Source organism: Hyphobacterium sp. (assembly GCF_965229905.1).
Taxonomy (GTDB): Bacteria; Pseudomonadota; Alphaproteobacteria; order Caulobacterales; family Maricaulaceae; genus Hyphobacterium.
In genome coordinates, this window is the sequence record NZ_OZ245930.1 from 2,089,335 (window position 1) to 2,114,218 (window position 24,884).

General features: G+C 61.5%; 21 protein-coding genes. 16 read left to right on the forward strand and 5 right to left on the reverse strand.

What is annotated here, in order from left to right; all coding sequences use genetic code 11:
- The first annotated feature begins 7 nt into the window (after positions 1-7).
- The 5 genes from ACO08C_RS10435 to ACO08C_RS10455 all read left to right on the forward strand — a co-directional run bounded on the left by ACO08C_RS10435 (position 8) and on the right by ACO08C_RS10455 (position 5,926).
- Complete coding sequence (locus ACO08C_RS10435) at positions 8-523, forward strand: hypothetical protein (protein ID WP_421785490.1); 516 nt, start codon at positions 8-10, stop codon at positions 521-523.
- Between the two features lie 70 nt (positions 524-593).
- Complete coding sequence (gene phnC, locus ACO08C_RS10440; RefSeq protein ID WP_421785491.1) at positions 594-1,394, forward strand: phosphonate ABC transporter ATP-binding protein; 801 nt, start codon at positions 594-596, stop codon at positions 1,392-1,394.
- A complete protein-coding gene (phnE, locus tag ACO08C_RS10445; RefSeq protein ID WP_421785492.1) occupies positions 1,391-3,457 on the forward strand; it encodes a phosphonate ABC transporter, permease protein PhnE in 2,067 nt (688 codons plus the stop codon). The genes phnC and phnE overlap by 4 nt, the downstream gene beginning before the upstream one ends.
- A 188-nt stretch (positions 3,458-3,645) precedes the next feature.
- Positions 3,646-4,755 carry an OprO/OprP family phosphate-selective porin gene (locus ACO08C_RS10450; RefSeq protein ID WP_421785493.1) on the forward strand — a complete coding sequence of 370 codons (1,110 nt, stop codon included), beginning with the start codon at positions 3,646-3,648 and terminating at the stop codon, positions 4,753-4,755.
- A gap of 79 nt (positions 4,756-4,834) precedes the next feature.
- Positions 4,835-5,926 carry a substrate-binding domain-containing protein gene (locus ACO08C_RS10455; RefSeq protein ID WP_421785494.1) on the forward strand — a complete coding sequence of 364 codons (1,092 nt, stop codon included), beginning with the start codon at positions 4,835-4,837 and terminating at the stop codon, positions 5,924-5,926.
- A 479-nt stretch (positions 5,927-6,405) separates the two neighbouring features.
- On the opposite strand, the gene ACO08C_RS10460 is transcribed toward ACO08C_RS10455, so the two are convergent.
- Positions 6,406-7,485: a glycosyltransferase family 4 protein gene (locus tag ACO08C_RS10460; protein WP_421788705.1), complete on the reverse strand. Its 1,080-nt coding sequence runs from the start codon at positions 7,483-7,485 to the stop codon at positions 6,406-6,408.
- A 193-nt stretch (positions 7,486-7,678) separates the two neighbouring features.
- On the opposite strand from ACO08C_RS10460, the gene putA reads away from it, so the two are divergent.
- From putA to ACO08C_RS10480, 4 genes are all read left to right on the forward strand, one after another.
- A complete protein-coding gene (gene putA, locus ACO08C_RS10465; RefSeq protein WP_421785495.1) occupies positions 7,679-10,798 on the forward strand; it encodes a bifunctional proline dehydrogenase/L-glutamate gamma-semialdehyde dehydrogenase PutA in 3,120 nt (1,039 codons plus the stop codon).
- A 289-nt stretch (positions 10,799-11,087) separates the two neighbouring features.
- Positions 11,088-12,956 carry a ribonucleoside-diphosphate reductase subunit alpha gene (locus tag ACO08C_RS10470; RefSeq protein ID WP_421788707.1) on the forward strand — a complete coding sequence of 623 codons (1,869 nt, stop codon included), beginning with the start codon at positions 11,088-11,090 and terminating at the stop codon, positions 12,954-12,956.
- 200 nt (positions 12,957-13,156) lie between these two features.
- The gene (locus ACO08C_RS10475; protein ID WP_421785496.1) at positions 13,157-13,975 is read left to right on the forward strand and encodes a lipid A-modifier LpxR family protein; all 819 of its coding nucleotides are present in this window, start codon (positions 13,157-13,159) and stop codon (positions 13,973-13,975) included.
- 214 nt (positions 13,976-14,189) lie between these two features.
- Complete coding sequence (locus ACO08C_RS10480; protein WP_421785497.1) at positions 14,190-15,227, forward strand: ribonucleotide-diphosphate reductase subunit beta; 1,038 nt, start codon at positions 14,190-14,192, stop codon at positions 15,225-15,227.
- Positions 15,228-15,232: 5 nt separating this feature from the next.
- Here ACO08C_RS10480 and ACO08C_RS10485 read toward each other — a convergent pair whose 3' ends face one another.
- Positions 15,233-16,798 (reverse strand): hypothetical protein, encoded by a 1,566-nt coding sequence (locus tag ACO08C_RS10485; protein WP_421785498.1) that lies wholly within the window; start codon positions 16,796-16,798, stop codon positions 15,233-15,235.
- 87 nt (positions 16,799-16,885) lie between these two features.
- On the opposite strand from ACO08C_RS10485, the gene ACO08C_RS10490 reads away from it, so the two are divergent.
- Genes ACO08C_RS10490 through ACO08C_RS10505 form a run of 4 tightly spaced genes read left to right on the forward strand, consistent with a single transcriptional unit; the run spans position 16,886 to position 21,222 of the window.
- Complete coding sequence (locus ACO08C_RS10490) at positions 16,886-18,349, forward strand: AMP nucleosidase (protein ID WP_421785499.1); 1,464 nt, start codon at positions 16,886-16,888, stop codon at positions 18,347-18,349.
- 39 nt (positions 18,350-18,388) lie between these two features.
- Positions 18,389-19,153 (forward strand): tyrosine-protein phosphatase, encoded by a 765-nt coding sequence (locus ACO08C_RS10495; RefSeq protein WP_421785500.1) that lies wholly within the window; start codon positions 18,389-18,391, stop codon positions 19,151-19,153.
- The gene (locus tag ACO08C_RS10500; protein WP_421785501.1) at positions 19,150-20,418 is read left to right on the forward strand and encodes an anthranilate synthase component I family protein; all 1,269 of its coding nucleotides are present in this window, start codon (positions 19,150-19,152) and stop codon (positions 20,416-20,418) included. Before ACO08C_RS10495 ends, ACO08C_RS10500 begins: the two co-directional genes overlap by 4 nt.
- 3 nt (positions 20,419-20,421) lie before the next feature.
- Positions 20,422-21,222, forward strand: coding sequence for an aminotransferase class IV (locus tag ACO08C_RS10505; protein ID WP_421785502.1), 801 nt, complete (start codon positions 20,422-20,424; stop codon positions 21,220-21,222).
- Between the two features lies 1 nt (position 21,223).
- Here the strand turns inward: ACO08C_RS10505 and ACO08C_RS10510 are convergent, their stop codons facing one another.
- The 3 genes from ACO08C_RS10510 to ACO08C_RS10520 form a co-directional block, all read right to left on the reverse strand.
- Entirely contained in the window at positions 21,224-21,760 is a 537-nt protein-coding gene (locus ACO08C_RS10510) for a TadE/TadG family type IV pilus assembly protein (RefSeq protein WP_421785503.1), read from the reverse strand.
- Positions 21,753-22,280: a TadE/TadG family type IV pilus assembly protein gene (locus tag ACO08C_RS10515; RefSeq protein WP_421785504.1), complete on the reverse strand. Its 528-nt coding sequence runs from the start codon at positions 22,278-22,280 to the stop codon at positions 21,753-21,755. Before ACO08C_RS10515 ends, ACO08C_RS10510 begins: the two co-directional genes overlap by 8 nt.
- Before the next feature lie 75 nt (positions 22,281-22,355).
- Positions 22,356-22,838 carry a pilus assembly protein N-terminal domain-containing protein gene (locus ACO08C_RS10520; RefSeq protein WP_421785505.1) on the reverse strand — a complete coding sequence of 161 codons (483 nt, stop codon included), beginning with the start codon at positions 22,836-22,838 and terminating at the stop codon, positions 22,356-22,358.
- A gap of 276 nt (positions 22,839-23,114) precedes the next feature.
- Here ACO08C_RS10520 and ACO08C_RS10525 point away from each other — a divergent pair, with 276 nt between their 5' ends.
- The 3 genes from ACO08C_RS10525 (at position 23,115) to cpaB (ending at position 24,879) form a co-directional block, all read left to right on the forward strand.
- Entirely contained in the window at positions 23,115-23,273 is a 159-nt protein-coding gene (locus ACO08C_RS10525; protein WP_420430938.1) for a Flp family type IVb pilin, read from the forward strand.
- Between the two features lie 137 nt (positions 23,274-23,410).
- Positions 23,411-23,914, forward strand: a complete 504-nt coding sequence (locus tag ACO08C_RS10530) for an A24 family peptidase (RefSeq protein WP_421785506.1) — start codon at positions 23,411-23,413, stop codon at positions 23,912-23,914.
- Between the two features lie 113 nt (positions 23,915-24,027).
- Positions 24,028-24,879 carry a Flp pilus assembly protein CpaB gene (gene cpaB / locus ACO08C_RS10535; RefSeq protein WP_421785507.1) on the forward strand — a complete coding sequence of 284 codons (852 nt, stop codon included), beginning with the start codon at positions 24,028-24,030 and terminating at the stop codon, positions 24,877-24,879.
- Positions 24,880-24,884 lie beyond the last annotated feature (5 nt).

Consider the following 24,884-nt stretch of genomic DNA (forward strand, 5'->3'; position numbering starts at 1 on the left):
CCTGCAGATGTCAATTCGTTGGGGAATGATCGCAACCGCCGGCCTGGCACTTTCAGCCACGGCCTGCGCTGAGGTGCGGCACGACGAGCCCCTCGCGGAAATCCTGTTCGGCAATGCGGAAAGCGTCACGGCCCAAACAAACGCAGATCCGCCGGCACCGCCAGCGGCTTCTGATTATATGAACGGCTTGCCGCCGCAGGATCTGGCGCCGGGCGAGTGCGGCGCGTTCTTCTGGGATCGGGCCGAGCCCAATCCGCTGCGCGTCTTCGATAATGAAAGCCGTGGCGATGCCCGTCTCTTGCTGAATGGCGAGACCGTTGCGGTCGCATCGGCCGTGCGCAGCTTCGACTATCGGGCGGGTGAGCGCCTCGAGCGGCGTTATGGAAATGTGTCCATCGCCGGCGAGATCACAGACCGGCGCAACGGTGAAGCCGTGATCGGGCGCGCCCTGATGCGTGTGCGCGACGGGGACGGTCGCGAGACGGTGACACCGATGGTGGGCTTGATCAGCTGTCGCGAATAGCATCGGTTTCACAAAACTGTCGTGTTTGAAAGGTTAGTGAGACCCCGGGTTCCCAAGAGGCGTAAGTTTCATGTCTGAAACGGCACCGGCCCTTCTGGCCGAAAACATCAATGTCACCTTCGGCACGACGCAGGCGCTGAAAGGCGTATCACTCACGGTCGAGCCGGGCGAGATGGTCGCTCTGATCGGCCCGTCCGGCTCGGGCAAGTCAACGCTCCTGCGGGTTTCGGCCGGATTGCAGACCGCGGATACCAGTTCCGGTGTGACGCGCCTTTTCGGTGACCGGGTTCAGGAGGCGGGCAAGCTGTCGCGCGGCGTGCGACGGGCGCGCGCCCAGATCGGTTTCATTTTCCAGCAGTTCAACCTGGTTAAGCGGATCAGTCTTTATTCCAATGTGCTGATCGGCGCGCTGGGCCGGATGCCGAGCTGGAAAGGCGTGCTCGGCCGGTTCTCGAGCGCTGACCGCAAGAAGGCGATGGATGCGCTGGAGCGGGTCGGGATCGCGGAATATGCCGGCAATCGCGCGGCTAATCTGTCCGGCGGGCAGCAGCAGCGCGGCGCGATTGCGCGGGCCCTGGTGCAGGGTGCGCGGGCCATCTTTGCGGACGAGCCGATTGCCTCGCTTGATCCGGTCTCGGCGCGCAATGTGATGCGATTGCTGGCCGACCTCAACGAACAGGATGGAATCACGGTGGTGGTGACGCTGCACCAAGTCGATTACGCGCTGAAATATTGCAAGCGCGCCGTCGCGCTGAAGGATGGCAGGATCATCTATGACGGTCCGACCGGCGGTCTGACGCGCGAGCGGCTGATCGAGATCTATGGTGACGAGTATATCGGGGTGCTCGACGAGGAAGGAGAACCGGCATGATGGCGCGGCTCCTCTCTCTCCTGGCATTTTTCGGCCTGTGGGCGGCCTCGGCGACGGCACAGGACAGTGATCAGACCACGGTCGTGTTCGGCGTGGTGGCCACCGAACAATCGGAAAACGTGCTCGCCCTGTGGGAGCCCTTCGTCGAGGACATGGCGGAGGACACCGGATACAATATCGTGCTGCGCTCGGCCGGGGATTATACCGGCGTTGTCGAGGCGATGCGCGCCAACCAGGTTCAACTGGCCTGGCTGACCAACCGGTCCGGTCTGGAAGCCGCCCGGCGCGCCAATGCCGAAGTGTTCGCGAAATTCATCTATCCGGACGGACAGCTGGGCTATCGCTCGATCATCATTGTCCCCGTGGACAGTCCGCTGCAGTCGCTGGACGATCTGCTGGTCTGCGATGGCAGCCTCAATTTCGGCTTCGGCGATCCTTTGTCGACCTCCGGCACGCTGGTGCCGAATGCCTATATTTTCTCGCCGCGCGGAATCGATCCGCAGACCTGTTTCAATCAGGTGACGCGGGCCAGCCACGAGGCGAATCTGCTGACCGTGGCGAATGCGCAGCTGGATGCGGCAACGAACAATACGACGAATATCGAGCGGCTTCAGCGGGCGCGCCCGGAAGTGCTGGAGAATATCCGGACCATCTGGCGATCGCCTCTGATCCAGACCGATCCGATCATGTGGCGCCGCGATTTACCGGCCGATGTGCGCGCGCGCATCCAGGAGTTTTTCCTGACTTATGGCTGGCGCGGCGATACCGATCAGCGGGCGCGCGAACAAGGCATTCTGCGCGAGCTGGAAATGGGCGGCTTTTTGCCGGCGACCAATGATCACTTCCTGCCGATCCGGCGTCTTGAACTGATCGACCAGCGCGCGTCTCTCCGTTCGGACATCGCGACGGTCGAAGCCGATACCAGCCTCAATGACGTGTTGCGCGAGGAGCAGCTGACCGAGTTGCGCGGGCGGCTGGCCGCCGTCGAAGACGATCTCACCGAGGTCGCGATCCAGGAGCGCGCGATTGCGACACAGACGGTGTCGCTGCAAATCGAATCGGCGCGCGCGGCGATGCTGGCCAATCCGGAGGGCGACCAGGGCGCGGTCTCCGAGCTCGTCACCAGCTTCCTTCGCGACCAGGGCACGCCGCCACCGCAAAGCGTGCAAGCAGCGCAGGGGCGCGCAGCGGATGACAACGATCCAACCCTGTTCCGGGCGATGGTGGGTTTGATCGTTGGGCTCGGCGTGTTCGGGCTGATCATGTTCATGAGCCAGCCGCCAAAGCATGCGCCGGCGCGGCTGATGACCGACCGGCTGATCGATGCGGTGATCTGGGGCGGGTTCTTCGGCCTGCTCATCTGGAGCTTCTGGTCGGCGGAAGTGTTCAAATTCCCGCTGCTTGGCGCCAATGCCGATCGGATGGGCGAATACCTGGCCGGCTTCACGCGGCCCGATTTCTCGGAATGGCAGAACTATCTCGAGCAGATCATCGTCACCATTCAGATCGCGCTCTGGGGCACGTTCTTCGCCGTCGTTCTGGCGATTCCGCTCGGATTGCTCGGCGCGTCCAATATCGCGCCCTTCTGGATCCGGCGGCCGGTGCGGATTTTGATGGATGGGTTGCGGGCCATCAACGAGCTGGTGGTCGCGGCAGTCTTCGTGGCGGCGGTGGGTCTTGGCCCCTTCGCCGGTGTGCTGGCGCTCGCCTTCCATACGGCCGGCGTGCTCGGCAAGCTGTTCTCCGAGGCGGTGGAGTCGATTGATGAAGGCCCGGTCGAGGGCGTGCGCGCTACGGGCGCCGGTCCAATGAATGAGGTGACCTGGGCCGTGGTGCCGCAGGTCATCCCGCTCTGGGCGTCCTATGCGCTCTACCGGTTCGAATCGAACACGCGTTCAGCGACCATTCTCGGCCTGATTGGCGCCGGCGGTATCGGTCAGGTGCTGATCGAAAACATCCGGTCGTTCGAGTATGGCAAGACGGCGGTGATCATCGGCATCATCATCATTGCCGTGACGCTGGTCGACATGCTGTCGCAAGTCCTGCGCAAGCGCTTGATGTAGACGTTGGGTCCAAGATGGCGGCCGCCCGGAGCCGGCGATTTCCGCCGGCTCCGCGCGTGCGGCTGTCACAAAAGCTTTTTCAATCCGACAAAAAAGTGAGTTCTAAACTTCATAGAGGGGCGCGGAATTTGTCGCCGTTCTGTTAGCAAATTGTAACGGAACGCCGGCGCAACCCGACGGGATTGGCCATGCTCCGATTTTCTCTCGCTCTTGTTCTTCTCGCCATTTCCGGCCCCGCTGTGGCCGAGGATTTCAATATCGAGCTTCGCGGGCGGTTGTTCGTCGACTTCGCGGCTTTCGAAGAAGATTTTGCATCCCTGCAGGACAGCCGGGATGACAATCAGTTCCGGGCGGCGCGCCTCGGCGTTCAGGGCGGCTGGGATGATTTCAGCTTCGTGGCCGAACTCGACTTCGGCGGTGACAAGATTTCCGTGAAAGATTTCCGCCTGCGCTGGAGCGGCGAGCAGTTCAACGTTACGGTCGGCCATCAGAAGACGCCGAATTCGATCGAATACATCACGTCCTCGACGGTGATGACGTTCCAGGAGCGTGCGCAACCGGCGCAAGCCTTCCGCTATGACCGCCGCGTCGGCGTTCTGGTTTCGCGCGGTGGCGACAATTACTCGCTGGCGGCGGGTGTGTTCGGTGGAGCCATCAGCGATGACAGCCGCGATTTCGACATCACCGATTCGTCGGTTGTCGCAGCACGGGCCACCTATGCGCCGGTCAATGAGGACGGCCGTGTGGTGCATGTCGGGATTCACGGCCGCCTCTATAATCGCGATAGCGCAGAACCGGAATCGGTGCGCTTCCGGGCGCGGCCGGGCACGGCGTTGGCGAATCGTTATGTCGATCAGCGCACGGCGGCCGACAGCTCGACACTGGTCGGTCTGGAAGGGCTGCTCATCCAGGGGCCATTTCACCTGATGGCCGAGATTGCCACCGAGGATGCCGATGGCGCGGCGGATGCGACCTCCTGGGCCGTGATGGGCGGTATCATGCTGACCGGCGAAAGCCGCGTCTATCGGGCTTCGGATGGCGTTCTTCGCGCCGTCACGCCATCCGCTCCCGTTTCTGAAGGCGGTCGAGGCGCCTTCGAGCTGGTCGGCCGAATCGACCAGCTGGAAACCGATCTCGCCGGCCGCCAGACAACCTATACCGCCGGCCTCAACTGGCTCGTCGAGCGCAATGTCCGGGTCATGCTGAACGTGTTCAGCGCCGATGTGTCCGGCCCGGCGCGTTTCGGCGAGGGTGACTTCCAGGGCGCGCAAATCCGCTTCCAGGTGAACTGGCCATAAAAAATTCACACAATGGGCAGGCCGCAACCGGCTAGAGAGCTCGGTCAAAGGCCAACCAATGCGACAGGGATTGCCACCAATGAAATCGTTTCTCGCTTCCACCATGCTTATTACGGGTGCGCTTGCGCTCGCCGCATGCTCCGACGGCTCGGGCACATCGGCTCCTGCCAATTCCGGTGCGGTATCTGAAAGCGCCTCGACCGGTTCCCGCAACGTCTTGCGGATTGTCGGTTCGTCGACCGTGTTTCCGTTTACGACGGCCGTTGCCGAGAGCTTCGGCGCCCGCACCAGCTTTGCAACACCGGTTGTGGAATCCACCGGCACGGGCGGCGGGATGCAACTGTTCTGCTCGGGCGTCGGCGTCGACACGCCGGATTTGACCGGCGCTTCGCGCCGCATGACGGCCAGCGAATTCGAGATGTGCCAAAGCAATGGCGTGCGCGAGATCGTCGAATTGCCGATCGGCTTCGACGGCATTGTGATCGCGAATGTCTCGACCGGGCCAGAACTGGATATTTCGCGGGGTCAAATCTGGCGCGCGCTCGCGGCGCAGGTGCCGGGCGACGATTGCGCGATGATCGACAACCCCTATGACAGCTGGTCGCATATTGACGCGTCGCTGCCGAATCTCCGGATTGAAGTCTTCGGACCGCCGCCGACTTCGGGGACTCGCGATGCGTTCGTCGAGCTCGGCCTTGAAGCCGGCGCTGAAGAAGTGGCTGCCGAAACGGGTTGCGAAATTCCCGAGGAGGCAATGGCCCGTATCCGTGAGGACGGCGCATGGATCGATAGCGGCGAAAACGACAATGCCATCGTTCAGACGCTGGTGAATACGCCCACCGCTTACGGCGTGTTCGGCTATTCCTTCCTGGCGCAGAATGGAGACCGCATCAAGGCGGCCCGCGTCGACGGTGTGGCGCCGGAATTCGACGCGATCGCGTCTGGCGAATACCCGATCTCACGGTCGATGTTCGTCTATGCCAAGGCGCAGCATGCCGGCGTTGTGCCGGGCATCCAGGAATACCTGCAGGAGTTTACCTCCGACGACGCCTGGGGCGATTTCGGATATCTGACCGACCGCGGCCTGATCCCGCTGCCGGACGCGCGCCGCGCCGAGCTCGTGCAGCGTGTCGCCGGCATGGAGACGATGAGCGCGGCACCGGGCGAGTAAACCGCTCGACATTATTGCAATGTGTTTGAGCCCCCGGACCGATGTCCGGGGGCTTTTTCTTTTTGATGCTCCGACCCGTCCGGGTCGTCGCTCCGCGATCTTCTTGTTGTTTCCGCTGCGCGGCCCACTGGCCGCTCGCATAAAACGCGCTTAGGGCTGCTCGCCCGGGCAAGCCGGACACGCTGCGGGTGGCTTTTTCCCCTCCCCCTTGTGGGGAGGGGTAGGGCATGGCCTCGAAAAATCTGAGCATCCGCCTTCCTCCGGTTTAACCGGAGGATCTCGATCATCGAGCCCCGAACAATGAGGCCCTCCGGTCCCCCGCTTGCGGGGGCGGGGGACCCCGAAGGGGTGGAGGGGGCAATTGCCCCCCTCGTCCCTCCGGGACACTCCCCCCGTTCACGGGGGGAGAAAACTATACGTTCACGCCATCCGGGCGAAAGCCGGGACGACGATCGGATACTTCAAGTATCAGCTCCGCCCTAAAACAGCGGCTTGCGCTCCTTGCGGCCCAGGCGCCGCAGGCGTTTCCAGAATTTCCGGCCTTCCGGTTTGGGCTGCGGTTTGAGGTTTTTCACGAATTCCTCGGCGCAAGCCGTCCAAGAAAAACCCTCGGCGTATTCGCGGCAGCGTTCGCGCTTCATTTTCAGGGCTTCAAGACAGGCTTCCTGGAGGTTTTCCGAGACCGCGCCCGCGCCGGTTCCGGGAATGAGGTCCTTCGGACCCGGGGCCGGGAAGGCGGCGACCGGCGTGCCGCAAGCCATGGATTCAAGAATCACCAGTCCGAACGTGTCGGTGAGGCTCGGGAACACGAAAACATCGGCGTCGGCAAAATAGCGGGCCAGCTCGTCGCCATATTTCGGACCGAGGAACTGGATGTCGGGATAGTCCTTGCGCAGCTGGTCGAGCTGCGGGCCGGGGCCGATGACCACCTTGGTGCCGGGCAGGTCGCAATCGAGGAAGGACTCGATGTTCTTCTCGACCGCCACACGGCCGACATAGACGAAGATCGGTCCCTCGAGGTCCTGGTAAACGCCGCCATCAATGCCCCTCTTATCGGGGTTGAAGAGGGTGGTATCCACTCCGCGCGCCCAGGGCGTGATGTTCTTGAAGCCGCGGGCCGCGAGATCGTCGCGCATGGACGGCGTCGCGACCATCAGCCGGCCGCCGGCATTGTGAAACCAGCGCATGAACTGATAGCCGGCCGACAGCGGGATGAAGGGGAAGCGTGCGTGGACATATTCCGGAAACTTGGTGTGGTAGCTGGTGGTGAAGGGCAGCTTCCATTTCAGGCAGACGGCACGCGCCGCCATGCCGAGCGTGCCTTCGGTTGAAATATGGATGGCTTCGGGTTCGAACGCCTTGAAGCGTTCCTCGATATCCTTGCGGGCGCCGAGGGCGAGCTTGATCTCGGGATAGGTGGGGAGCGGCCAGGTCTTGTAGCCGAGGCCGGGATGGATGACCTCCACCTCATGACCCATGGCGCGGCATTCCTCGACCGTGCGGGTCAGGGTGCGGACAACGCCATTGACCTGCGGTTCCCATGCGTCGGTGACCAGCATGATGCGTTTCGGCCTGTCGCCGAATTCGTCGTCATCGATTTCGGCGGTGTCGGTATCGCTCTGAATGTCCATCATGGGCGCTTGCATAGCCCATAATTCGCACATGGCGAAGAGGCGTTTCATCCTCTTGCCAGCGCCTTTTGGGCGTGATCAAAGCGCCATGATAGAGTTGGGCATTTGCGGAGAGGATGCCATGCCGGATACCGCGACCGTTCGGATCAATTGGGATCGTATCGACGAGATCAAATTCGCCGATGAGACCGAGGCAGCGCGTGCGCTCGCCGGCAAGATCGGCTTCTCGGACACCGACATTGACGAGGTGCGCAGCAACGCCATCGATCTTGTCGAGCGGGCGCGCAAATCGACCAAGGTCGCCGGGCTGATGGAATCCTTCCTCCAGGAATTCGGGCTCTCGAACAAGGAAGGCCTGGCGCTGATGTGCCTGGCCGAAGCGCTGCTGCGCGTGCCCGATGCGGAAACCGTCGACAAGCTGATCGCCGAGCGGATCGGTTCCGGCGAATGGAGCGGTCATGTCGGCAAGTCCGAGCACTGGCTGGTCAATGCCTCGACCCTGGGTCTGATGCTGACCGGCTCGCTGGTCGAGGTCGACCGCGAGGCGAAGAAAAACCCCGGCACCTATATGCGGCGGCTGACCCACCGCTTGGGTGAGCCGGTGATCCGCGCCGCAACCATGCAGGCGATGAAAATACTCGGCGAGCAATTCGTGCTCGGCCGTTCGATCAAGTCCGCGATCAAGCGGGGCCACAAGACGGAAGGCCGACTGCATTCGTTCGACATGCTGGGCGAGGGCGCGCGTACCCGTGATGATGCGGCGCGCTATCACGCCCGCTATCTGGACGCGATCGCGGCTGTCGGGGCGCAGCGCGGTGAAGGCGGGATCGAACAGGTCGACGGGATATCGGTGAAGCTCTCCGCGCTTCATCCGCGCTATCATGCCGTAAAGGAAAAGACCGTTTTCGACGAGCTCTATCCGCTCGTTCTGGCCCAGGCCGAAGCGGCCAAGAACGCCGATATCGGACTGTGCCTTGATGCCGAGGAAAGCGACCGGCTGATCATATCGTTGAAGATTTTCGAACGTCTGGCGCGTGAACCCTCGCTGGCGGGTTGGAATGGCCTGGGTCTGGCCATCCAGGCCTATCAGAAGCGCTGCGAGGCGGTGATCGAGCAGTTGATCGCCCTCGGCCGCGAGACCGGCCGCCGTTTCCTGGTGCGGCTGGTGAAGGGCGCCTACTGGGATACCGAGATCAAGTTTGCCCACCAGATGGGCTGGCCGGACTTTCCGGTCTGGTCGACCAAGCCGGCGACCGACCTCAATTATCTGGCCTGTGCACGTCTGATGCTGACGGCCCCGGACGCGATCTATCCTCAATTTGCCACCCACAATGCCTTTACGCTCTGTGCGGTGCGAAGGCTGGCCGAGAAAGCCGATATCGAAGCCTATGAGTTCCAGCGCCTGCACGGCATGGGCGAACCGCTTTACTTGGCGGCCAAGGCGGCTTTTGGCGGACGTCCGGTGCGCATCTATGCGCCGGTCGGCGAGCATGAAGACCTGCTGCCCTATCTTGTCCGGCGGCTGCTCGAGAATGGCGCGAACACCTCTTTCGTGCACTCCTTCCTCGACAAGTCGGTTCCGGCGGAAAATGTCGCCAGTGGACCGTTCGACGGCGCCGATACGATTGACCGCCATCCCTTCATCGCGATACCGGGCAAGCTCTATGGTGAAAGCCGCGCCAATTCGGCGGGGGTCGATCTCAGTCAGACCGGTGTGCGCGAGCGTTTGGCCAAGGCGCAGGCCAAGCTCGATTCGCAATTGCCGCTTCCGGCTGGCTCGATCGTGCGCGGCAAACAATACGAATCCGATCCCTACAAGCATGCCGGGCCCATCAATCAGCATGAGGTCGTATCGCTCATTTCGAATGCGACCGACGACCAGATCGACGATGCGTTCGAAGCTGCACGGGCGGCCCAGGCCGGTTGGGATCATCTCGGCGGTTCAAAGCGGGCCGAGCTTCTGCGCGCGATGGGAGATGCGCTGGAAGCCGAGACCGACCGGCTGATCGCGATCATGACGCGCGAAGGCGGCAAGACGCTGCCGGACGGTGTCGCAGAAGTGCGCGAGGCGGTCGATTTCTGCCGCTATTATGCCTGCGAGGCCGAGCGCAAATTCGGCGCGCCGACGCGGCTGCCGGGACCGGCCGGTGAGACCAATCACCTCGAGCTGCGCGGGCGCGGCGTCTTTGTCTGTATCAGCCCGTGGAATTTCCCGTTGGCGATTTTCACCGGCCAACTCGCAGCCGCCCTGGCCGCCGGAAATACGGTGCTGGCCAAGCCCGCCGAACAAACGCCGCTGATCGCATGCGAAGCCGTGAAGCTGTTCCAGAAGGCGGGCCTGCCCAAAGACGTATTGCATCTGATCACTGGCGATGGCCGCGCCGGGGCCGCGTTGGTCAATGACCCGCGCACCGGCGGTGTCTGTTTTACCGGCTCCACCGAGGTGGCGCGCGTCATCAACAAGGCGCTGTCGGAAAAGGACGGGCCGATTGTGCCTTTCATCGCCGAGACGGGCGGGCTCAATGGCATGTTCGTCGATACGTCAGCGTTGAAAGAACAAGTGATAGACGATGCGATTCTCTCGGCTTTCGGATCGGCCGGTCAGCGCTGCTCGGCGCTGCGCATCCTGTTCCTCCCGGAAGATACGGCGGATGGCTTCATTGACGGCCTGATGGGGGCAATGGACGCCTTGGCGCTCGGCGATCCGGCGGACGCCTTCACTGATGTCGGCCCGGTGATCGATGAAGAAGCCAAGGGCGTGCTCGACCAGCACATGACGCGCATGCGGGTAAATGCGAAAGTCCTGAAGCAGGCCAATCCCGGTCCGCTGGCCGATGACGGCTTTTATTTCGCCCCCGCCCTGATCGAGATTCCTTCGCTTGACCTGATGGAGCGCGAAATCTTCGGACCGATTCTCCACGTGCTTCGCTACAAGCGCAAGGACATCGGCAAGATCGCCGCGGAACTGGCGGCGAAGGGGTATGGCCTGACGCTCGGCGTGCATTCGCGGCTGTCGCGATTCCACGAGGACATCATGGCCGCGGTTCCGGCCGGCAACGTCTACGTAAACCGCAACATCACCGGCGCGGTTGTCGGCGTTCAGCCGTTTGGCGGGGAAGGATTGTCGGGCACCGGACCGAAGGCCGGAGGGCCACATTATCTTCCGAGATTTGCCGCTGAGCGAACGGTCACCATTAACATTTCGGCGCAAGGCGGCGATCCGGAATTGCTAAGTCTTTGACCTTTCGTGGGGTCGAAAAACCCCACTGAAAAAAGCATTACCGGAGTTTGCCTGTGGCGACAGGGCATTAGCCGGTCGTTAACCAAAAAATCCGGATTCGGACCAATAACCGTGTTGACCAAGGCCCGGCCTGGGAGCACTATATGTTGGGTCGGCTGGAAGAGCAGACACACCATCTATGGGATTGTTAGGGCAGCGGCGCGAACGCGCGCGTTCCGCGCAACAGGACAGCTGCGCTCTAAATTCCGGGGGAGACGAGATCGAAATGACGCCTTACGACGCCGCCGCCATGACCAAAACGACAACGGATCTCGATGCGCAGGACGCACAGCGACCGGGTAAGCCGCGTGCGCCGAAGCCGGACCTCAAACTGGTCCGGACCGTCGAGACCGATCCCTCGCGTGACGATTTGCTGACGGATTTTGGCAAGAAGACGCTCACCGACCGCTATCTGCTTCCGGGCGAGAGCTATCAGGACATGTTTGCGCGCGTATCGACGGCTTATGCCGACGATACCGACCACGCGCAGCGCCTCTATAATTACATGTCGAATCTGTGGTTCATGCCCGCGACCCCCGTTCTGTCGAATGGCGGCGCGTCACGCGGCCTGCCGATTTCCTGCTTTTTGAACACGGTCGGGGATTCGCTGAACGACATCGTCAATACGTGGAACGAAAACGTCTGGCTGGCCTCGAATGGCGGCGGCATCGGGACGTATTGGGGAGAGGTCCGCTCGATCGGCGAAAAGGTCGGTCAGAACGGTCAGACTTCAGGCATCATCCCCTTCATCCGGGTCATGGATTCGCTGACGCTTGCCATCTCGCAGGGTTCGCTGCGGCGCGGTTCGGCCGCCGTCTATCTGGATGTGCACCATCCCGAAATCGAGGAATTCCTCGAAATCCGCAAGCCGTCGGGCGATTTCAACCGAAAGAGCCTCAACCTGCATCACGGGCTGAATGTCACCGACGCCTTCATGCACGCTGTCCGCGAAGACGACGAGTATGAGCTGAAATCGCCGCGCTCCGGCGAGGTGGTCCGCACCGTGTCGGCGCGCAAGATATGGCAGAAGATTCTCGACCTGCGCCTGCAAACCGGCGAACCGTATATCGTCTTCTCCGACACGGTGAACGATGCACTGCCCGCGCACCAGAAGAGGCAGGGACTCAAGGTCCGGCAATCCAATCTGTGCGCCGAGATCATGCTGCCGACCGGCGTCGACAAGCATGGCCGGGACCGGACGGCGGTCTGTTGTCTGTCCTCACTCAATGCCGAGAAATTCCTCGAATGGAAAGACGATCCGCACTTCATCGAAGATATCTACCGTTTCCTCGACAATGTGCTGGAAGACTTCATTGACCGCGCGCCGGCGGAAATGGGCCGCGCCGTTTACTCGGCGATCCGCGAACGTTCCGTCGGGCTCGGCCTGATGGGCTTCCACTCCTTCTTGCAGAAGATGAATGCACCGTTCGAGTCGCCGATGGCGAAATCGTGGAATCTGAAGATGTTCAAATATATCCGCCAAGCGGCCGACAAGGCGTCGGTCAAGCTGGCGGAAGAACGCGGCGCCTGTCCGGATGCCGAGGAAGCCGGCGTGAAGGCGCGCTTCTCGCACAAGCTGGCGATCGCGCCGACGGCGTCGATCTCCATCATCTGCGGCGGCACCTCAGCGGGTATCGAGCCGATCCCGGCGAATTTCTATGTGCACAAGACGCTGTCCGGCTCGTTCTCGGTCAAGAATCCGCAGCTGAAGAAAGTGCTGGAGGAGAAGGGCGCCGATACGGACGAGGTCTGGGCATCCATCCTCGAGCACGAAGGATCGGTCCAGCATCTCGACTGTCTCGACCCGACGGAGAAGGATCTGTTCAAGACCGCGTTCGAGATCGACCAGCGCTGGGTGATCGAGCATGCTGCCGACCGCACGCCCTATGTCTGCCAATCACAATCGCTCAACATTTTCCTGCCGGGCGATGTCGATAAGTGGGACCTTCACATGCTGCATTGGACGGCATGGGAGAAGGGTGTGAAATCGCTTTATTACTGCCGCTCGAAATCGGTTCAGCGGGCGTCCTATGCCGGCGCCGAATCAAAAGGCGATGTTGCGGCTTCAATGGCCGCTGCGGGCAAGACCGATTATGAGGAATGCCTCGCCTGCCAGTAGGTGAAATCAATGGAATGAGGGGCGGCCATTGAGCCGCCCTTTGTTTGTTGCGATGCAAGGTGTCGTTTTCGAGTCACGGTTTCCGGAATTCTTGGCAGGCCGCGACCATTGCACCGATTTCGACCGTTATTTTTAACACACCGGAAGAGCGGTCGTGCTAGCTTCGCGCGTATTGGCTTCAGGAGTCGCCCGTGGCGTGTATGGGCAGGTCATTTGCGTTCATCGCGGCTGCCGTCATGACTCTGACGGGATCGGCGCTCGCGCAGGATCCGCTTCCGGCGCAATCGCCGATGATCTTCAATGTAGATCGCGCCATCCTCACGCCGTTTCTGAGCGAACCGCAATTCCAGACACAAACCATTGATCGCGATGCGTTGTTTGTGGCGTCCAGCGTGCTCGCTGAAACCGGAAGCGACAATGCGGCGCTGACCGCTTTTTCCGGGCAATCCACCGCCATCAACGCTTTTGACGGGGGCGCGCGCATTGAGGTCCGCGTTTTTCAGCCGACCTTGCTGACACGCTCCGACCGGCTGTTTGACCCGGCGTCCGGTATCGATCCTGCCGTGATCCAACCGGAGCGCGAGCGCCGGTCATCTGTGGCGGTCGATTATGTGACGCGGTTTGAATCCTATGGTGGAGCAGACGGGCTGGACCTGACGATCGAACCGCATGCCGGGGTCAGTTTCGGGCCGGAAGGTTCTGGCGCCGGAGCAGGTGCCGAGCTGCGCGTCGGACGCTATCTGCGCCAGGATGCGGCGCGGCCGAGCTGGTATTTCTTTGCTGGAGCGGAACGCCGTGCGCTGCTTTACGATCCGGCCGAAGGCTGGAATATGCGCGGCGCGATGACGCTCGAACCGTATGCTGTTGTGGGCGATGCCCAGGCCGGCGTTGCTATGCGGCTGGGGGAGAATGATCTGTCCTTCGCTTATGTCCGCCGTGAGCGCACCGCGCGGATCGGTATCGACGATTACGATGCTGCTGACGACTTTGCCGCGTTTTCGCTGAGCCGCCGCTGGTAGGCTGCCGGCCCGGTTTTCCCCGGTCTTTTTTTCTTCCCCCATGGCGGTTCCGCCAAGCATTGGCTTGAATGCCGGTCCGGGGTCAGGCGGGCTGCGGCCCGATGTGGATTGTGATCCACAAGGTCTGGACGTTCAGCGCGTTTTAACCCCAATATGTAGTTATTGAAGGCTCGAATTCGTGCCGAGTCGTTCACGCCAGTTTCCGGGGAATTCCATGTCCGCAACCGCTTCCACGCCAGGCCTTCTCACGTCCAGCCACTCCTACAAGCCCTTCCGCTATCCATGGGCGTACGATTTCTGGAAGAAGCAGCAGCAGGTCCACTGGATGCCGGAGGAAGTTCCGCTCGGCGAGGACTGCAAGGACTGGGCAACCAAGCTGTCGGACCAGGAGCGCAATCTCCTCACCCAGATTTTCCGCTTCTTTACGCAGTCGGATGTCGAGGTGAATGACAATTACATGGAGCGCTATGCGCGCGTCTTCAAACCGACCGAGGTGAAGATGATGCTGTCGGCGTTCTCCAATATGGAGACGATCCATATTGCGGCATACGCGCTGCTGCTGGAAACCATCGGGATGCCGGACACTGAGTTCTCGGCTTTCATGGAATACGAGGCCATGAAGGACAAGCATGACTACATGCAGGAATTCGGCGTCGAGACCAATGAAGACATTCTGCGGACGCTGGCCATGTTCGGCGCCTTCACCGAAGGCCTGCAGCTGTTCGCCTCGTTCGCCATGCTGATGAACTTTCCGCGCTTCAACAAAATGAAGGGCATGGGTCAGATCGTGTCCTGGTCGGTGCGCGACGAGTCGCTGCACTGCGAAGGCATGATCCGCATGTTCCACGAGTTTGCCGAGGAGACGGGCGCGCTGACCGATCAGGTGAAAGCGGACATCGTCGCGAACTGTAAACATGTGGTGGAGCTGGAGGACAAGTTCATCGATCTCGCTTTCGAGATGGGCGATGTCGAAGGCATGACGCCGCAGGATATCAAGAATTATATCCGCTACATCGCCGATTGGCGTTTGCGGCAGCTGAAGCTCGAGCCGGTTTATGGCATCGAAAAGCACCCGCTGCCCTGGCTGACCGAGATATTGAACGGTGTCGAACACGCCAACTTCTTCGAGGCACGCGCGACGGAGTATTCCAAGGGCGCGACCAAGGGCGAATGGCATGGCGAGGACGGTGTCTGGTCTAGCTTCGACAAGTGGCAGAACCAGAAATCGGCCAACGAGCTGCCGGCGGAGTAGCCTGCCTAGTCTACCTCACGCTGTAGCGTAAATTGGAATTCGCCGGTCTCGATATAGATCCGCTCCGGCACGCCCAACTCGGATTCGCCAAGTGACAATATGATCCCCGCGAAAGCCGCGGTAACAGGGCAATTTCGCTCGACACCATGTATAGAGGCGACTTCCGGGGTAAGGCCGCCAGTGTTTCCGTTATGCAGGTACGCGGTGAAGTGGCATGTTCTGGTGTCATTCCAGTCTCTCACAAATTCGCCTGTGAGACTGCCATCACCCAAGATTGTCACGCGGCCGGATGAATAGCCGGGCGTATCGACCCGAAAGGTGCCGGCCCACCCGGCAATGCCCCGGAAGGGCCGTTGGAAAACCAAATCGATGTATTCATTCGTCGTCAACGTGCTTTCCATCACGTCGTCTGGACGGATCACCGCGCTGACGACCTCGCCACTCGATCTCGCGCCCGTGAGAATGAGATTATTGGAATCGGGTCGTGCAACGGATTCGAACACGCCAACCAAGTTGTTCAGGCTCGACGGTTCGAAACGCCCCTGACCCCTCCATCGGAGTGGGCTGACCTCTATGAATTGGCCTCGTCCGGTCAAGGCCAGCATTTCCTCCGCATTGACCCAATATCCGTATGGCGATCCAACGGTGTTCGGCGCTTCGCCCTGCCGGACTGCCATACTGGTCGATGCCCCCGCCTGCTCCCGATGGTGAAGATCGACGCTGGCCGATTCAACGAAGCGCAGCGTAAGGCGGCGCAAATCGGGCCGGAAGGGCAGGGCGCGACCCGACTCGTTTCGCGCCAAAATTGAGAACAGGGCAACTTCACCGTTCTCCAGCGTGAAGGTGACCTCGGCGGTTCGCGGTGCCAGACATTGGCCGGCTTCATCGGACCGGCATAATACGGCTTCCGCCGGGCCGGAGATGTCGGCCCGCGCGATAAATTCGCCGGCGGCGCCATTATTTATGACAGCAGCGGCAGCGACACCGCGGCCGGTGCTTTCATTGATCGTGAGGATGCCGTCGCCCGAGGGCGATGCCAAAACAGCGATCAAGTCCGGCGGGGCGCGGCCTGAAATGAAATGGGTCGTGATATCAAAAGCGGCTCCACCACCGGCGATGATCCAATCGGCCCGGCCCAGTTGCGGACGGCACATCGCTTGGAGGTTTTCCGGTCCGATGAAAGAGCTCCCGCCGAGGCCGTCCGCCCCGGAATCGAACGCCGTCGCCGACAATACGAAATATCGCGTTTCGCCCGGGTCAATATGGAAAACCACGCCGGTGTCATGCGGAATCAGCTGGCCAGAGACATCGACGGGCGCCCAGTTGATCAAGACGTGATCCAGCTGCGGCGGCGCCCAGTGCGAGTTCTGAAAATGGCAGTTCTCGATCCGGTCAGGGCCCGGATTCACCACGGCTGCATAGTATGTCAGCGTTTCGCCAAACTCTCCTGTCCGGTGGTTGGGCAGTACAGATGCGAAGATACGCGGGTTCGCCTGGCCAAGCACTTCCGGGCAAAGCAACGCGAATGCCAGAAGCGTAGATGTAATAAACCTAACAGTGTGATGGCCCATGCAGCGCAATTAGCCACATGCTGCATGGCCTGTCGATGCGTTGGAGCGACGCTTGCCCAGCCTCGCCATTTCCGGCATTAGCCAGACATGAAGATATTCGAAGAAGCCAAAAGCCCGGAGGCGGCCGTCGACCGGCTAGTCGACCTCCACCAGACTTCAGTTGAAAACCTGCGGGACGCCCTGCGAGACTATCTCGACAATGGGACGCTCCCCGACCCGGAACAGCGGGCCGCCGGCGCTTTCGCCTATCCCGAACTGCGCGTTCTCTACGAGACCGAGGGTTCACCGCCGCCGATTAGCCGCGCCTTCGGCAAGTTTTCCGAACCGGGCCTCTATGTGCAGTCGATCACCGAGCCGGAATTATTCCGGGACTATCTGATCGATCAGCTCAGCCTCTTGCAGGCCGATTATGATATCACCATCGAAACCGGTCTGTCTGACACGGAGATCGCATTCTCGACGGTATTGGACGGCGCCGACGATCTCAATCTCGACGCGGCTTCTGTCGCCGATCTCGTCCGTAATTTTCCCTACGCGGATCTCGCCGGGATCGATGACGCCCTGCCCAATGGCGAGCGCGCATCGCAGCCGGGAGAGCCGCGGCCGCTGACGCTGTTCGACGCACCCCGCGTCGATTATTCATTGCAGAGGCTGAAGCATTATACGGGGAGCCCGTATGAGGACTTCCAGCAATTCATCCTGTTCACCAACTATCACCGCTATGTCGATGCCTTCGTGGCGTGGGCGATCGGCCAGCTGAAGGCCGACAATGAATATACCTCGTTTTCGGCGGCGGGGTTTGTCGAGGTGGACGCTCAGTCGTCCAATCCGCGCGCGACGGTGGAAGCAGCGCCCTGGCGGCGTTTCCAGATGCCTGCCTATCATCTCAAGGCGCCGGGCGGCCGCGGGATCACGCTGGTCAATATCGGTGTCGGGCCATCAAACGCGAAGACCATTACCGATCACCTCGCCGTGCTGCGCCCGCAGTGCTGGCTGATGATCGGACATTGCGGCGGGCTGCGTCATTCCCAGCGATTGGGCGATTACGTGCTGGCGCACGCCTATCTGCGCTATGACCGCGTGCTGGATCGCGACCTGCCGCTGGAGATTCCGGTACCGCCGATTGCCGAGATCCAGATCGCTTTGGCCGATGCGGTTAAGGAAGTCACCGGCGATGGCGGTGACGATCTCAAGCGCCGGCTCAGAACCGGTACGGTCGCGACCTATGCCGACCGGAATTGGGAGTTGCGATATCATGCCGAGGCACGCCGCATCAACCAGTCGCGGGCGATCGCCGTGGACATGGAGTCGGCGACGATTGCCGCGAACGGGTTCCGGCTTCGTGTTCCTTACGGCACCTTGCTGTGCGTGTCGGACAAGCCGCTGCATGGCGAACTGAAACTGCCCGGTGCGGCCAATTTGTTTTATCAGCGCTCGGTTTCGGAACACCTGATGGCGGGGATCGAAACGGTTGAAATCCTGCGCCGGAACGAAGCCGCTGCCCTGCATTCGCGCAAGCTGCGCAGTTTCGATGAGCCGCCATTCCGTTAAGGCTTGCCCTTTGTGCCAGCGTCGATTAGCAGGGCGCTCATGAGCCGGGTTCTGGAATTCGAGGGCATTCGCAATTTTCGCCATTTTGGCGAGTATGCGACGCCGGACGGGGCGAAAGTCCGGTCCGGGCTCTACCGCTCGGGGCATTTTCACAATGCGACCGAGGCCGACCGGCAAAAGCTTGTCGACATGAATATTTCTGTCGTGGCGGACCTGCGCCGGCCGCATGAGCGCGATCACGAACCATCGCAATGGGGCGAAGGATTGCGCGTACTCCAATCGAATGTTGCCGGTCACAAAGAGCCACCGCATCTTCGCTTCATCCGCGAGGGTGATATGAGCCTGGACGGGGTCGCGGCCTGGATGCGCGCCACTTACCGGCGCCTGCCGAACGAGCCCGGCAATCAGGAAGTGTTTGCTGCGGGTCTGCGCGAGCTGGCCACACATGGCGCCGAGGAAGGCTTTGTCGTGCATTGTGCGGCGGGCAAGGACCGGACGGGCATTTTCTGTGCGCTGACACTGGCGCTGGCGGGCGTTGAGCGCGAAGCGATCTATACCGACTATCTCATGACCAATGAGGCGGTCGATTACGACGCGCTGGTGCCGATGGTGCAGAAGCGCCTTAGGGACAGTTATCAACGGGATGTGCCAGCGGACGCGATGCGCTTGTTCCTGGGCGTCGAGGCGGATTATCTCGATGAGGCTTTCGACGAGATCGGATCGGCAGAAGCCTATGCATCCGGCGTGCTGGGCTTGAGCGATGACGAGATCGCGGCCGTCCGCGCCAAACTGATAGCACGGTGAGCGGACCGGTCAGCGAAACGCTCGACTGGATATTGCCCGAGCGCGCCTTTGCGCCTTTCCGGATGCAGGATAGCGCGCTGCTCTTGCATGGCGGCCGGACCTCGCGATCGCGGCTTTACGCATTGGCCTGGGACATGCTGACCTTTCGCCCGGGCGATGACCTCGATGCGTTTCTGTCCAAAGCACGGTCCGCCCTGGCTGATGGGTTCGAGCTGGCCGGACTGTTTGCCTACGAGTTCGGCCATGAGCTTGAGCCACGGACCGGCACGCCGCCGCGTTGGCAACCGATGATCCAGCTGGGCGTTTATCCGGCGTGGGCCGTGTTCGACCCGGCGACGGAGTCGCTGACGGTGCACGGCAACAAGGACGGTATCGCTGGGCTCAAGACCGGCCTGCATCTGGGCCGTCCGCCGGCCGGTGAAGCCACCGGTGCATTAGCGCCCAATTGGCCCCGCGAAACCTATCTGGGCGCTTGCCGCAAGCTGATCGAGCACATCCGCGCCGGCGATATTTACCAGGTCAATCTCAGCCAGGCGTTCAGTGGCCGCCTGACCGGGGATCCGTGGGCGGTTTTCCAGCGCCTGATTGCGCGCAGCGATGCCCCGCATGCCGCCTGGTTCAGGGCATCGGACTCGCATGTCGTCATCACCAATTCGCCCGAGCGTTTCCTGCGCTTGCAGGCGGGACGGGTCGAGAGCCGGCCGATCAAGGGCACGCGCCCGCGGCGGGCCGATCCGGAGGCGGATCGCGCGGAGGCGGATGCCCTCGCGGCCAGCGGCAAGGACCGGGCGGAAAACCTCATTATCGTCGATCTCGTGCGGCATGACCTGTCCCGGGTGTGCCGGCCAGGTAGCGTCAGAGTGCCACGACTCAATACGGTCGAAAGCTATGCGAATGTGCACCATCTGGTCTCGACCGTGACCGGTGAATTGGCGCCCGGACGGGATGCCTTCGACCTTATATGTGCGGCCTTCCCGCCGGGCTCGATCACCGGAGCGCCGAAAATCCGGGCCATGGAGTTGATCGCCGAAGCGGAAGGGGCCACGCGTGGGCCCTATTGCGGAGCCCTCGGCTGGATCGGGGAAGGCGGCCAATCCATGGATCTCAACGTGATGATCCGGACGCTGGACCTGATCCGCACCGATTCCGACTGGCTCGTCAAAGCCAGATCCGGCGGGGCGATCACCATCGATTCCGATCCCGATGCGGAGTACGAGGAGACGCTGCATAAGCTGCGCGCGTTGCAGTCCGCGCTGGAAGGGTGACGCATGTACCGGCTTGAGCCGACACGCTGGCAGAAGATCCGAACCGGTGACGTGGTGAATGGCGATCGCGGATTTCTGCTCGGCGATGGCGTATTCGAAACGTTCCGCATCGAAGCCGGCAGCATCCGGAACAGCCGCTTGCACGCTGCCAGTCTGGCCGCATCGTGTGAGGCCCTGGATCTGGAATGTCCGGCGTGGGACAGCGTCGAACAAGGCGTTGCCGACCATAGCGGACCAGCGGACGGCGTCGGCAAAATGATTGTTACACGCGGCGTCGGGCCTCGCGGTTTGGCGCCGATCGCTGAACAGCGGCCACAGATCTATCTTGATCTTTCACCGCGACCGAACCTGCCGCGTGGCCTCCGACTGGCCAGTGTTCCGATCCGCCGCTCGCCGACCAGCCTGACCGCCCGTTTCAAGACGCTGAGCTATGCCGACAATCTGGCGGCGCGGCGGGCCGCGGCGGGAGCTGGAGCCGACATGGCATTGCTGACAACGACAGACGGCGAGGTGTCAGGGGGCGATAGCGCCAATCTGTTCTGGCTTGCCGGCGGCGAAGTGTTCACCCCTTCGGCGGATTGCGCGATCCGGCGCGGCATCATGCGTCAGCGCGTGATCGTCTGGCTGAAACGGCAGGGTTACGCCGTCAACGAGGTGAGGGCGCGCCCAGAGCGCCTGGACTCGGCGGAAGCGGTGTGGATGACCAATGCGGTTATGGGCGCAATTCCCGTCACCGCGATCGATAGCCGCTTGTTCGACGCAAATCATGCCTTGCTTTCGCAACTGGCCGCGGCTGATCTGTGATCTATTGCCGGCTGACCGTCAAGGATTGGCGCGGACGGAGGAAGAATTCTTCCTCGATCTCGAAATCGCCCGTGATTTCACGAAAGGGCGCGTCGTAGGAGTAAGCGACCTCCACCCACACCACCGACCGGCCGGGGCTTAAAATGCCGCCGGGGATGGCCGGTTCGGATCCCGGAGCGCGTGCCGCCATGCCGCGCGCGTCGCTCCAGTCTACGGCAATGTCATTGGTCAGGCTCATTGAGATGCTGGAGATGCGAACCGAATAATCGGCGGCGTCAAAAGGAGCGATGATTGCGGCGCCGGCATTCAGAATGTCTGTCATCTCGTCATCGGTAATGACATCATCCTGAGCGATCAGGTCGGCCAGCGCGCTGGCGGAATTGGTCACTTTCCGGTCCACCGAAAGCGCCATCGAGATTTCGACCATGCCGAGATAGAGCAGAACCATGACCGGCGCGATCAGGGCGAATTCAACGGCCGAAACGCCGCCTTGATCGCGGCCCAAGCGCTGCAGGATATTAGCAATCGCGCTAGTCATCGAACGGCTCGTTGCGGAAGACGGTGGCGGACGTTATCAGCCGCTGATTACCCGGAAGGTTCGCGACGGACCCGAACATGTTCGGCAGGATCAGCGGATAGGCGTAATACACGCGGACCATGACGATATCGCCGGCATCGCCGGGATCGAATCCCATGCTGCCGCCATCAAGTTCGCCTTCCTGATTGGTCGGCGGGGTCGGAGAGATGCCGTCAAAGTCGGCGAACACGGCGACTTCGAAAACCATGTTGTCGCAATTCGCCACCACCTCGATCCGCGTGCAAACCTCGTCCCGGAATGTATTGGCGTCGCCGCCACCCCCCTGGAGCTGACCGGTCCGGATCAGGCGCGCGGATTCCAGCACGGCGTTCTCGATAACGGTCTCGGCAAAGAAGACGGCTGCGATTTCGATCAAGGCCATCAGAAAGAAGAAGAAGGGACCGGCAATCAACGCAAATTCGACGGCGGTCGCGCCGTCGCGATTCTTGCGGAAGGATGTCATGAAGGCCGGTCTGCGCATCTTTCGCCCGCTCCTCTGGGCGCGGTATACGCGCGCGCGATTGAAAAGCGGTGAAGAAACGGAGTTAACCGCTGTTTATTCCGCGCCGTCGAGGCTGCGGGCGGATTGCGAGCCTTCGCTGATAGCGACGGCATCTCCGGCGATACCGATGCGCGTGCTCTGCTGGCCTGTGAGCGTATCAAATATCTCTGGATCGTCGCCGACGGTCGGCGAGGGGCCGCAGGTCGGTGTGCAGGTCATGGTCATGCGCGACGTGCCGCGCTGATACACAAGCTGGCCGTCCGGTGAGGGGCCGACCACAAAGTCGTCGGCATAGATCACGCGGCCCTGGCGATCGAGCGCGATAATGTTGGTGCGGCCATAAAGCCGTCCGGTCACGATGAGTGTCCGGCGGTCATGGATGACGGCGTCGGCGATGGCCGGGTTGCCGACGATCACCGTATAGGCGGAACCGGGCAGCCGAACGACATCCGCATGCTCCACTTCGAGGATCTGATCGGCCAATGCGATCCCCGGCAGGGTGAGCAAGCCGGTGAGGCTGATGAGGATTTTGCGCATGGCGGGCTCCGCGGATGAAAATTCGCCCATCATAGAAACGCGGACGCGTGAAGACTTTCTAAATCAAAACGGTTGAAGATTAGATTTGAGTTACATTTAATATATTCATACGCGATTAACTATAACTGCCACGAAAATCGATTCATACATGGTTAAGTATGAGTATTCACCAATTCGAAATCGTCCCGTGTTTTTATGATGGCACACGACAAGAGAGGTCGGGACAAGAAAACCTTCTTGAAGTGGATGTGTGGCTAGCAACACGGGAGTAGACCCATGAAAACGATTTCTCGTTTTTTCAAAGACGAATCCGGCGCCACGGCTATTGAATATGGCCTGATCGCCGCTCTGATCGCCGTTGTCATTATCGGTGCGGTTACCGCTCTGGGTACCGGCGTGCGTGACAACATGCAGACGGTTGCCGACGCGATCTAATTCGCACAAACGTTTGCAAACGACATCAGGGGCCGCCCGAGAGGGCGGCCCCTTTTGCGTTCGGGCCGCTCGAACGGCCAACCGAATATTAAACCTGTTCCATTAGTCCGGATTCCAACGCTTATCGGAGTGGTGTCATGGCGGGTCAGTTCCTTCTCCTGGTCTTTGCTTTTCTCATGGTGTTGGCGGCCGCCAAGGACGGGATGAGCTTCACCATCCCCAACTGGCTGACCGGCGGTCTCGCGGTGTCCTTTCCACTCGCCGCTGCAATGCTCGGCCTGGGCTGGGTTGAATTCGGCCTGCACATGGCCACCGGTTTCGCGGCCCTTCTGATCGGAATGGCATTGTTCGCCCCGGGGTGGATCGGTGGCGGCGACGCCAAACTCTTTGCCGCAGCGGCTCTTTGGTTTGGCTGGCCGGATGCGGCCATGTTCCTGGCCAAGGCCGCCCTGATGGGCGGTGTGCTCGCGGTCACCCTGCTGATGCTACGCCGCGCCGCGCCGGCAAGCGGGCTTCCGCGGCAGTGGCTGGAAGGAAAACTACTGATGCAGGGCGGTCCCGCCCCCTACGGTATAGCGCTGGCGGCCGGTGCGCTGTGGACCCTGCCGGACAGCCGGTTATTCGCCTTGGCGGCGCTTTGATTTCGTAAATTGTGAAGAATTCTTCCCAATCGGTTGCAATCGCGATTCTATCTTAACGGCCCTTTTGGAAATTGGCGGTCAGATGGTGGCGCAACCTGAGGGGATTCGCGCCCATGAATGCTGCCCGAATCATTGTTTTGATTGCCGCCGGACTGGCGGCTGCGGCTGCCGCCTATTTCGTTTACCGGTCTTCTTCGGGTGCACCGGCGACGGTCGAACCGCAAATCGTGCAGGCTGCAACGGTTGACGTTCTGGCCGCGCGGCGCGATCTGCCGGTCGGCGCGCGGGTGCAAGCCAGCGATCTGTATTGGCAGGCCTGGCCCGAAGATGCGGTGAGCCCGTCACAGATTCTTCGCGAACGTTCGCCAGATGCCGCCGAGCAATACGCCGGCGCTGTGGTCCGCAGAGCAATCTCCGAAGGCGAACCGATTTCGCCACGCTTCCTGCTGCAGGCTGGCGAGGCAGGCTTCATGTCAGCCGTGTTGAGCCCCGGCATGCGCGCGCATGCCGTCCCGATCACCGCGGAAACCGGCGCCGGCGGATTTATCCTTCCGGGCGACCGTGTCGATGTGATCGTGGCTTACGAGGCGGAAGAGGACGGCAATAGCCGCCGCCGCTATTTCGTGTCCGAAACGGTGGTCGAAAACGCCCGCGTTCTCGCGATCGACCAGGTGTTTGGTGGCGACGAAGAGTCCGACAGTGTTGTGGTCGGCGAAACCGCGACGCTGGAAGTGACACCCGAACAGGCGCGGGCCTTGGCGCTGGCCACCGAGCGCGGGCAGATTTCGTTGTCTCTGCGTAGCCTGGCAGACGCCGAAGGCGGACCGCGCCTCGTGAGTACGCAGCCTGATCCACGTGTTGCACAGCCCGCCCCCGACCCGGTGACGCCATACCGCAATGATGACGGCCAAGTCGTTGTCTACCGCTACGGCCAGGCCCGCGTCACAACGGTCGACGAGAATTAGGAGGG

What these genes read in the sequence shown, in the direction of transcription:
- ACO08C_RS10510 (WP_421785503.1), bottom strand. Translation starts at nt 21,760, where the DNA reads ATGACTAGCGCGATTGCTAATATCCTGCAGCGCTTGGGCCGCGATCAA.
- ACO08C_RS10530 (WP_421785506.1), top strand. Translation starts at nt 23,411, where the DNA reads ATGGCGGGTCAGTTCCTTCTCCTGGTCTTTGCTTTTCTCATGGTGTTG.
- ACO08C_RS10485 (WP_421785498.1), bottom strand. Translation starts at nt 16,798, where the DNA reads ATGGGCCATCACACTGTTAGGTTTATTACATCTACGCTTCTGGCATTC.
- cpaB (WP_421785507.1), top strand. Translation starts at nt 24,028, where the DNA reads ATGAATGCTGCCCGAATCATTGTTTTGATTGCCGCCGGACTGGCGGCT.
- ACO08C_RS10505 (WP_421785502.1), top strand. Translation starts at nt 20,422, where the DNA reads ATGTACCGGCTTGAGCCGACACGCTGGCAGAAGATCCGAACCGGTGAC.
- ACO08C_RS10495 (WP_421785500.1), top strand. Translation starts at nt 18,389, where the DNA reads ATGAGCCGGGTTCTGGAATTCGAGGGCATTCGCAATTTTCGCCATTTT.
- ACO08C_RS10515 (WP_421785504.1), bottom strand. Translation starts at nt 22,280, where the DNA reads ATGCGCAGACCGGCCTTCATGACATCCTTCCGCAAGAATCGCGACGGC.
- phnC (WP_421785491.1), top strand. Translation starts at nt 594, where the DNA reads ATGTCTGAAACGGCACCGGCCCTTCTGGCCGAAAACATCAATGTCACC.
- ACO08C_RS10460 (WP_421788705.1), bottom strand. Translation starts at nt 7,485, where the DNA reads ATGCTGGTCACCGACGCATGGGAACCGCAGGTCAATGGCGTTGTCCGC.
- ACO08C_RS10455 (WP_421785494.1), top strand. Translation starts at nt 4,835, where the DNA reads ATGAAATCGTTTCTCGCTTCCACCATGCTTATTACGGGTGCGCTTGCG.
- ACO08C_RS10520 (WP_421785505.1), bottom strand. Translation starts at nt 22,838, where the DNA reads ATGCGCAAAATCCTCATCAGCCTCACCGGCTTGCTCACCCTGCCGGGG.
- ACO08C_RS10470 (WP_421788707.1), top strand. Translation starts at nt 11,088, where the DNA reads ATGACCAAAACGACAACGGATCTCGATGCGCAGGACGCACAGCGACCG.
- putA (WP_421785495.1), top strand. Translation starts at nt 7,679, where the DNA reads ATGCCGGATACCGCGACCGTTCGGATCAATTGGGATCGTATCGACGAG.
- ACO08C_RS10475 (WP_421785496.1), top strand. Translation starts at nt 13,157, where the DNA reads ATGGGCAGGTCATTTGCGTTCATCGCGGCTGCCGTCATGACTCTGACG.
- ACO08C_RS10435 (WP_421785490.1), top strand. Translation starts at nt 8, where the DNA reads ATGTCAATTCGTTGGGGAATGATCGCAACCGCCGGCCTGGCACTTTCA.
- phnE (WP_421785492.1), top strand. Translation starts at nt 1,391, where the DNA reads ATGATGGCGCGGCTCCTCTCTCTCCTGGCATTTTTCGGCCTGTGGGCG.
- ACO08C_RS10525 (WP_420430938.1), top strand. Translation starts at nt 23,115, where the DNA reads ATGAAAACGATTTCTCGTTTTTTCAAAGACGAATCCGGCGCCACGGCT.
- ACO08C_RS10480 (WP_421785497.1), top strand. Translation starts at nt 14,190, where the DNA reads ATGTCCGCAACCGCTTCCACGCCAGGCCTTCTCACGTCCAGCCACTCC.
- ACO08C_RS10450 (WP_421785493.1), top strand. Translation starts at nt 3,646, where the DNA reads ATGCTCCGATTTTCTCTCGCTCTTGTTCTTCTCGCCATTTCCGGCCCC.
- ACO08C_RS10490 (WP_421785499.1), top strand. Translation starts at nt 16,886, where the DNA reads ATGAAGATATTCGAAGAAGCCAAAAGCCCGGAGGCGGCCGTCGACCGG.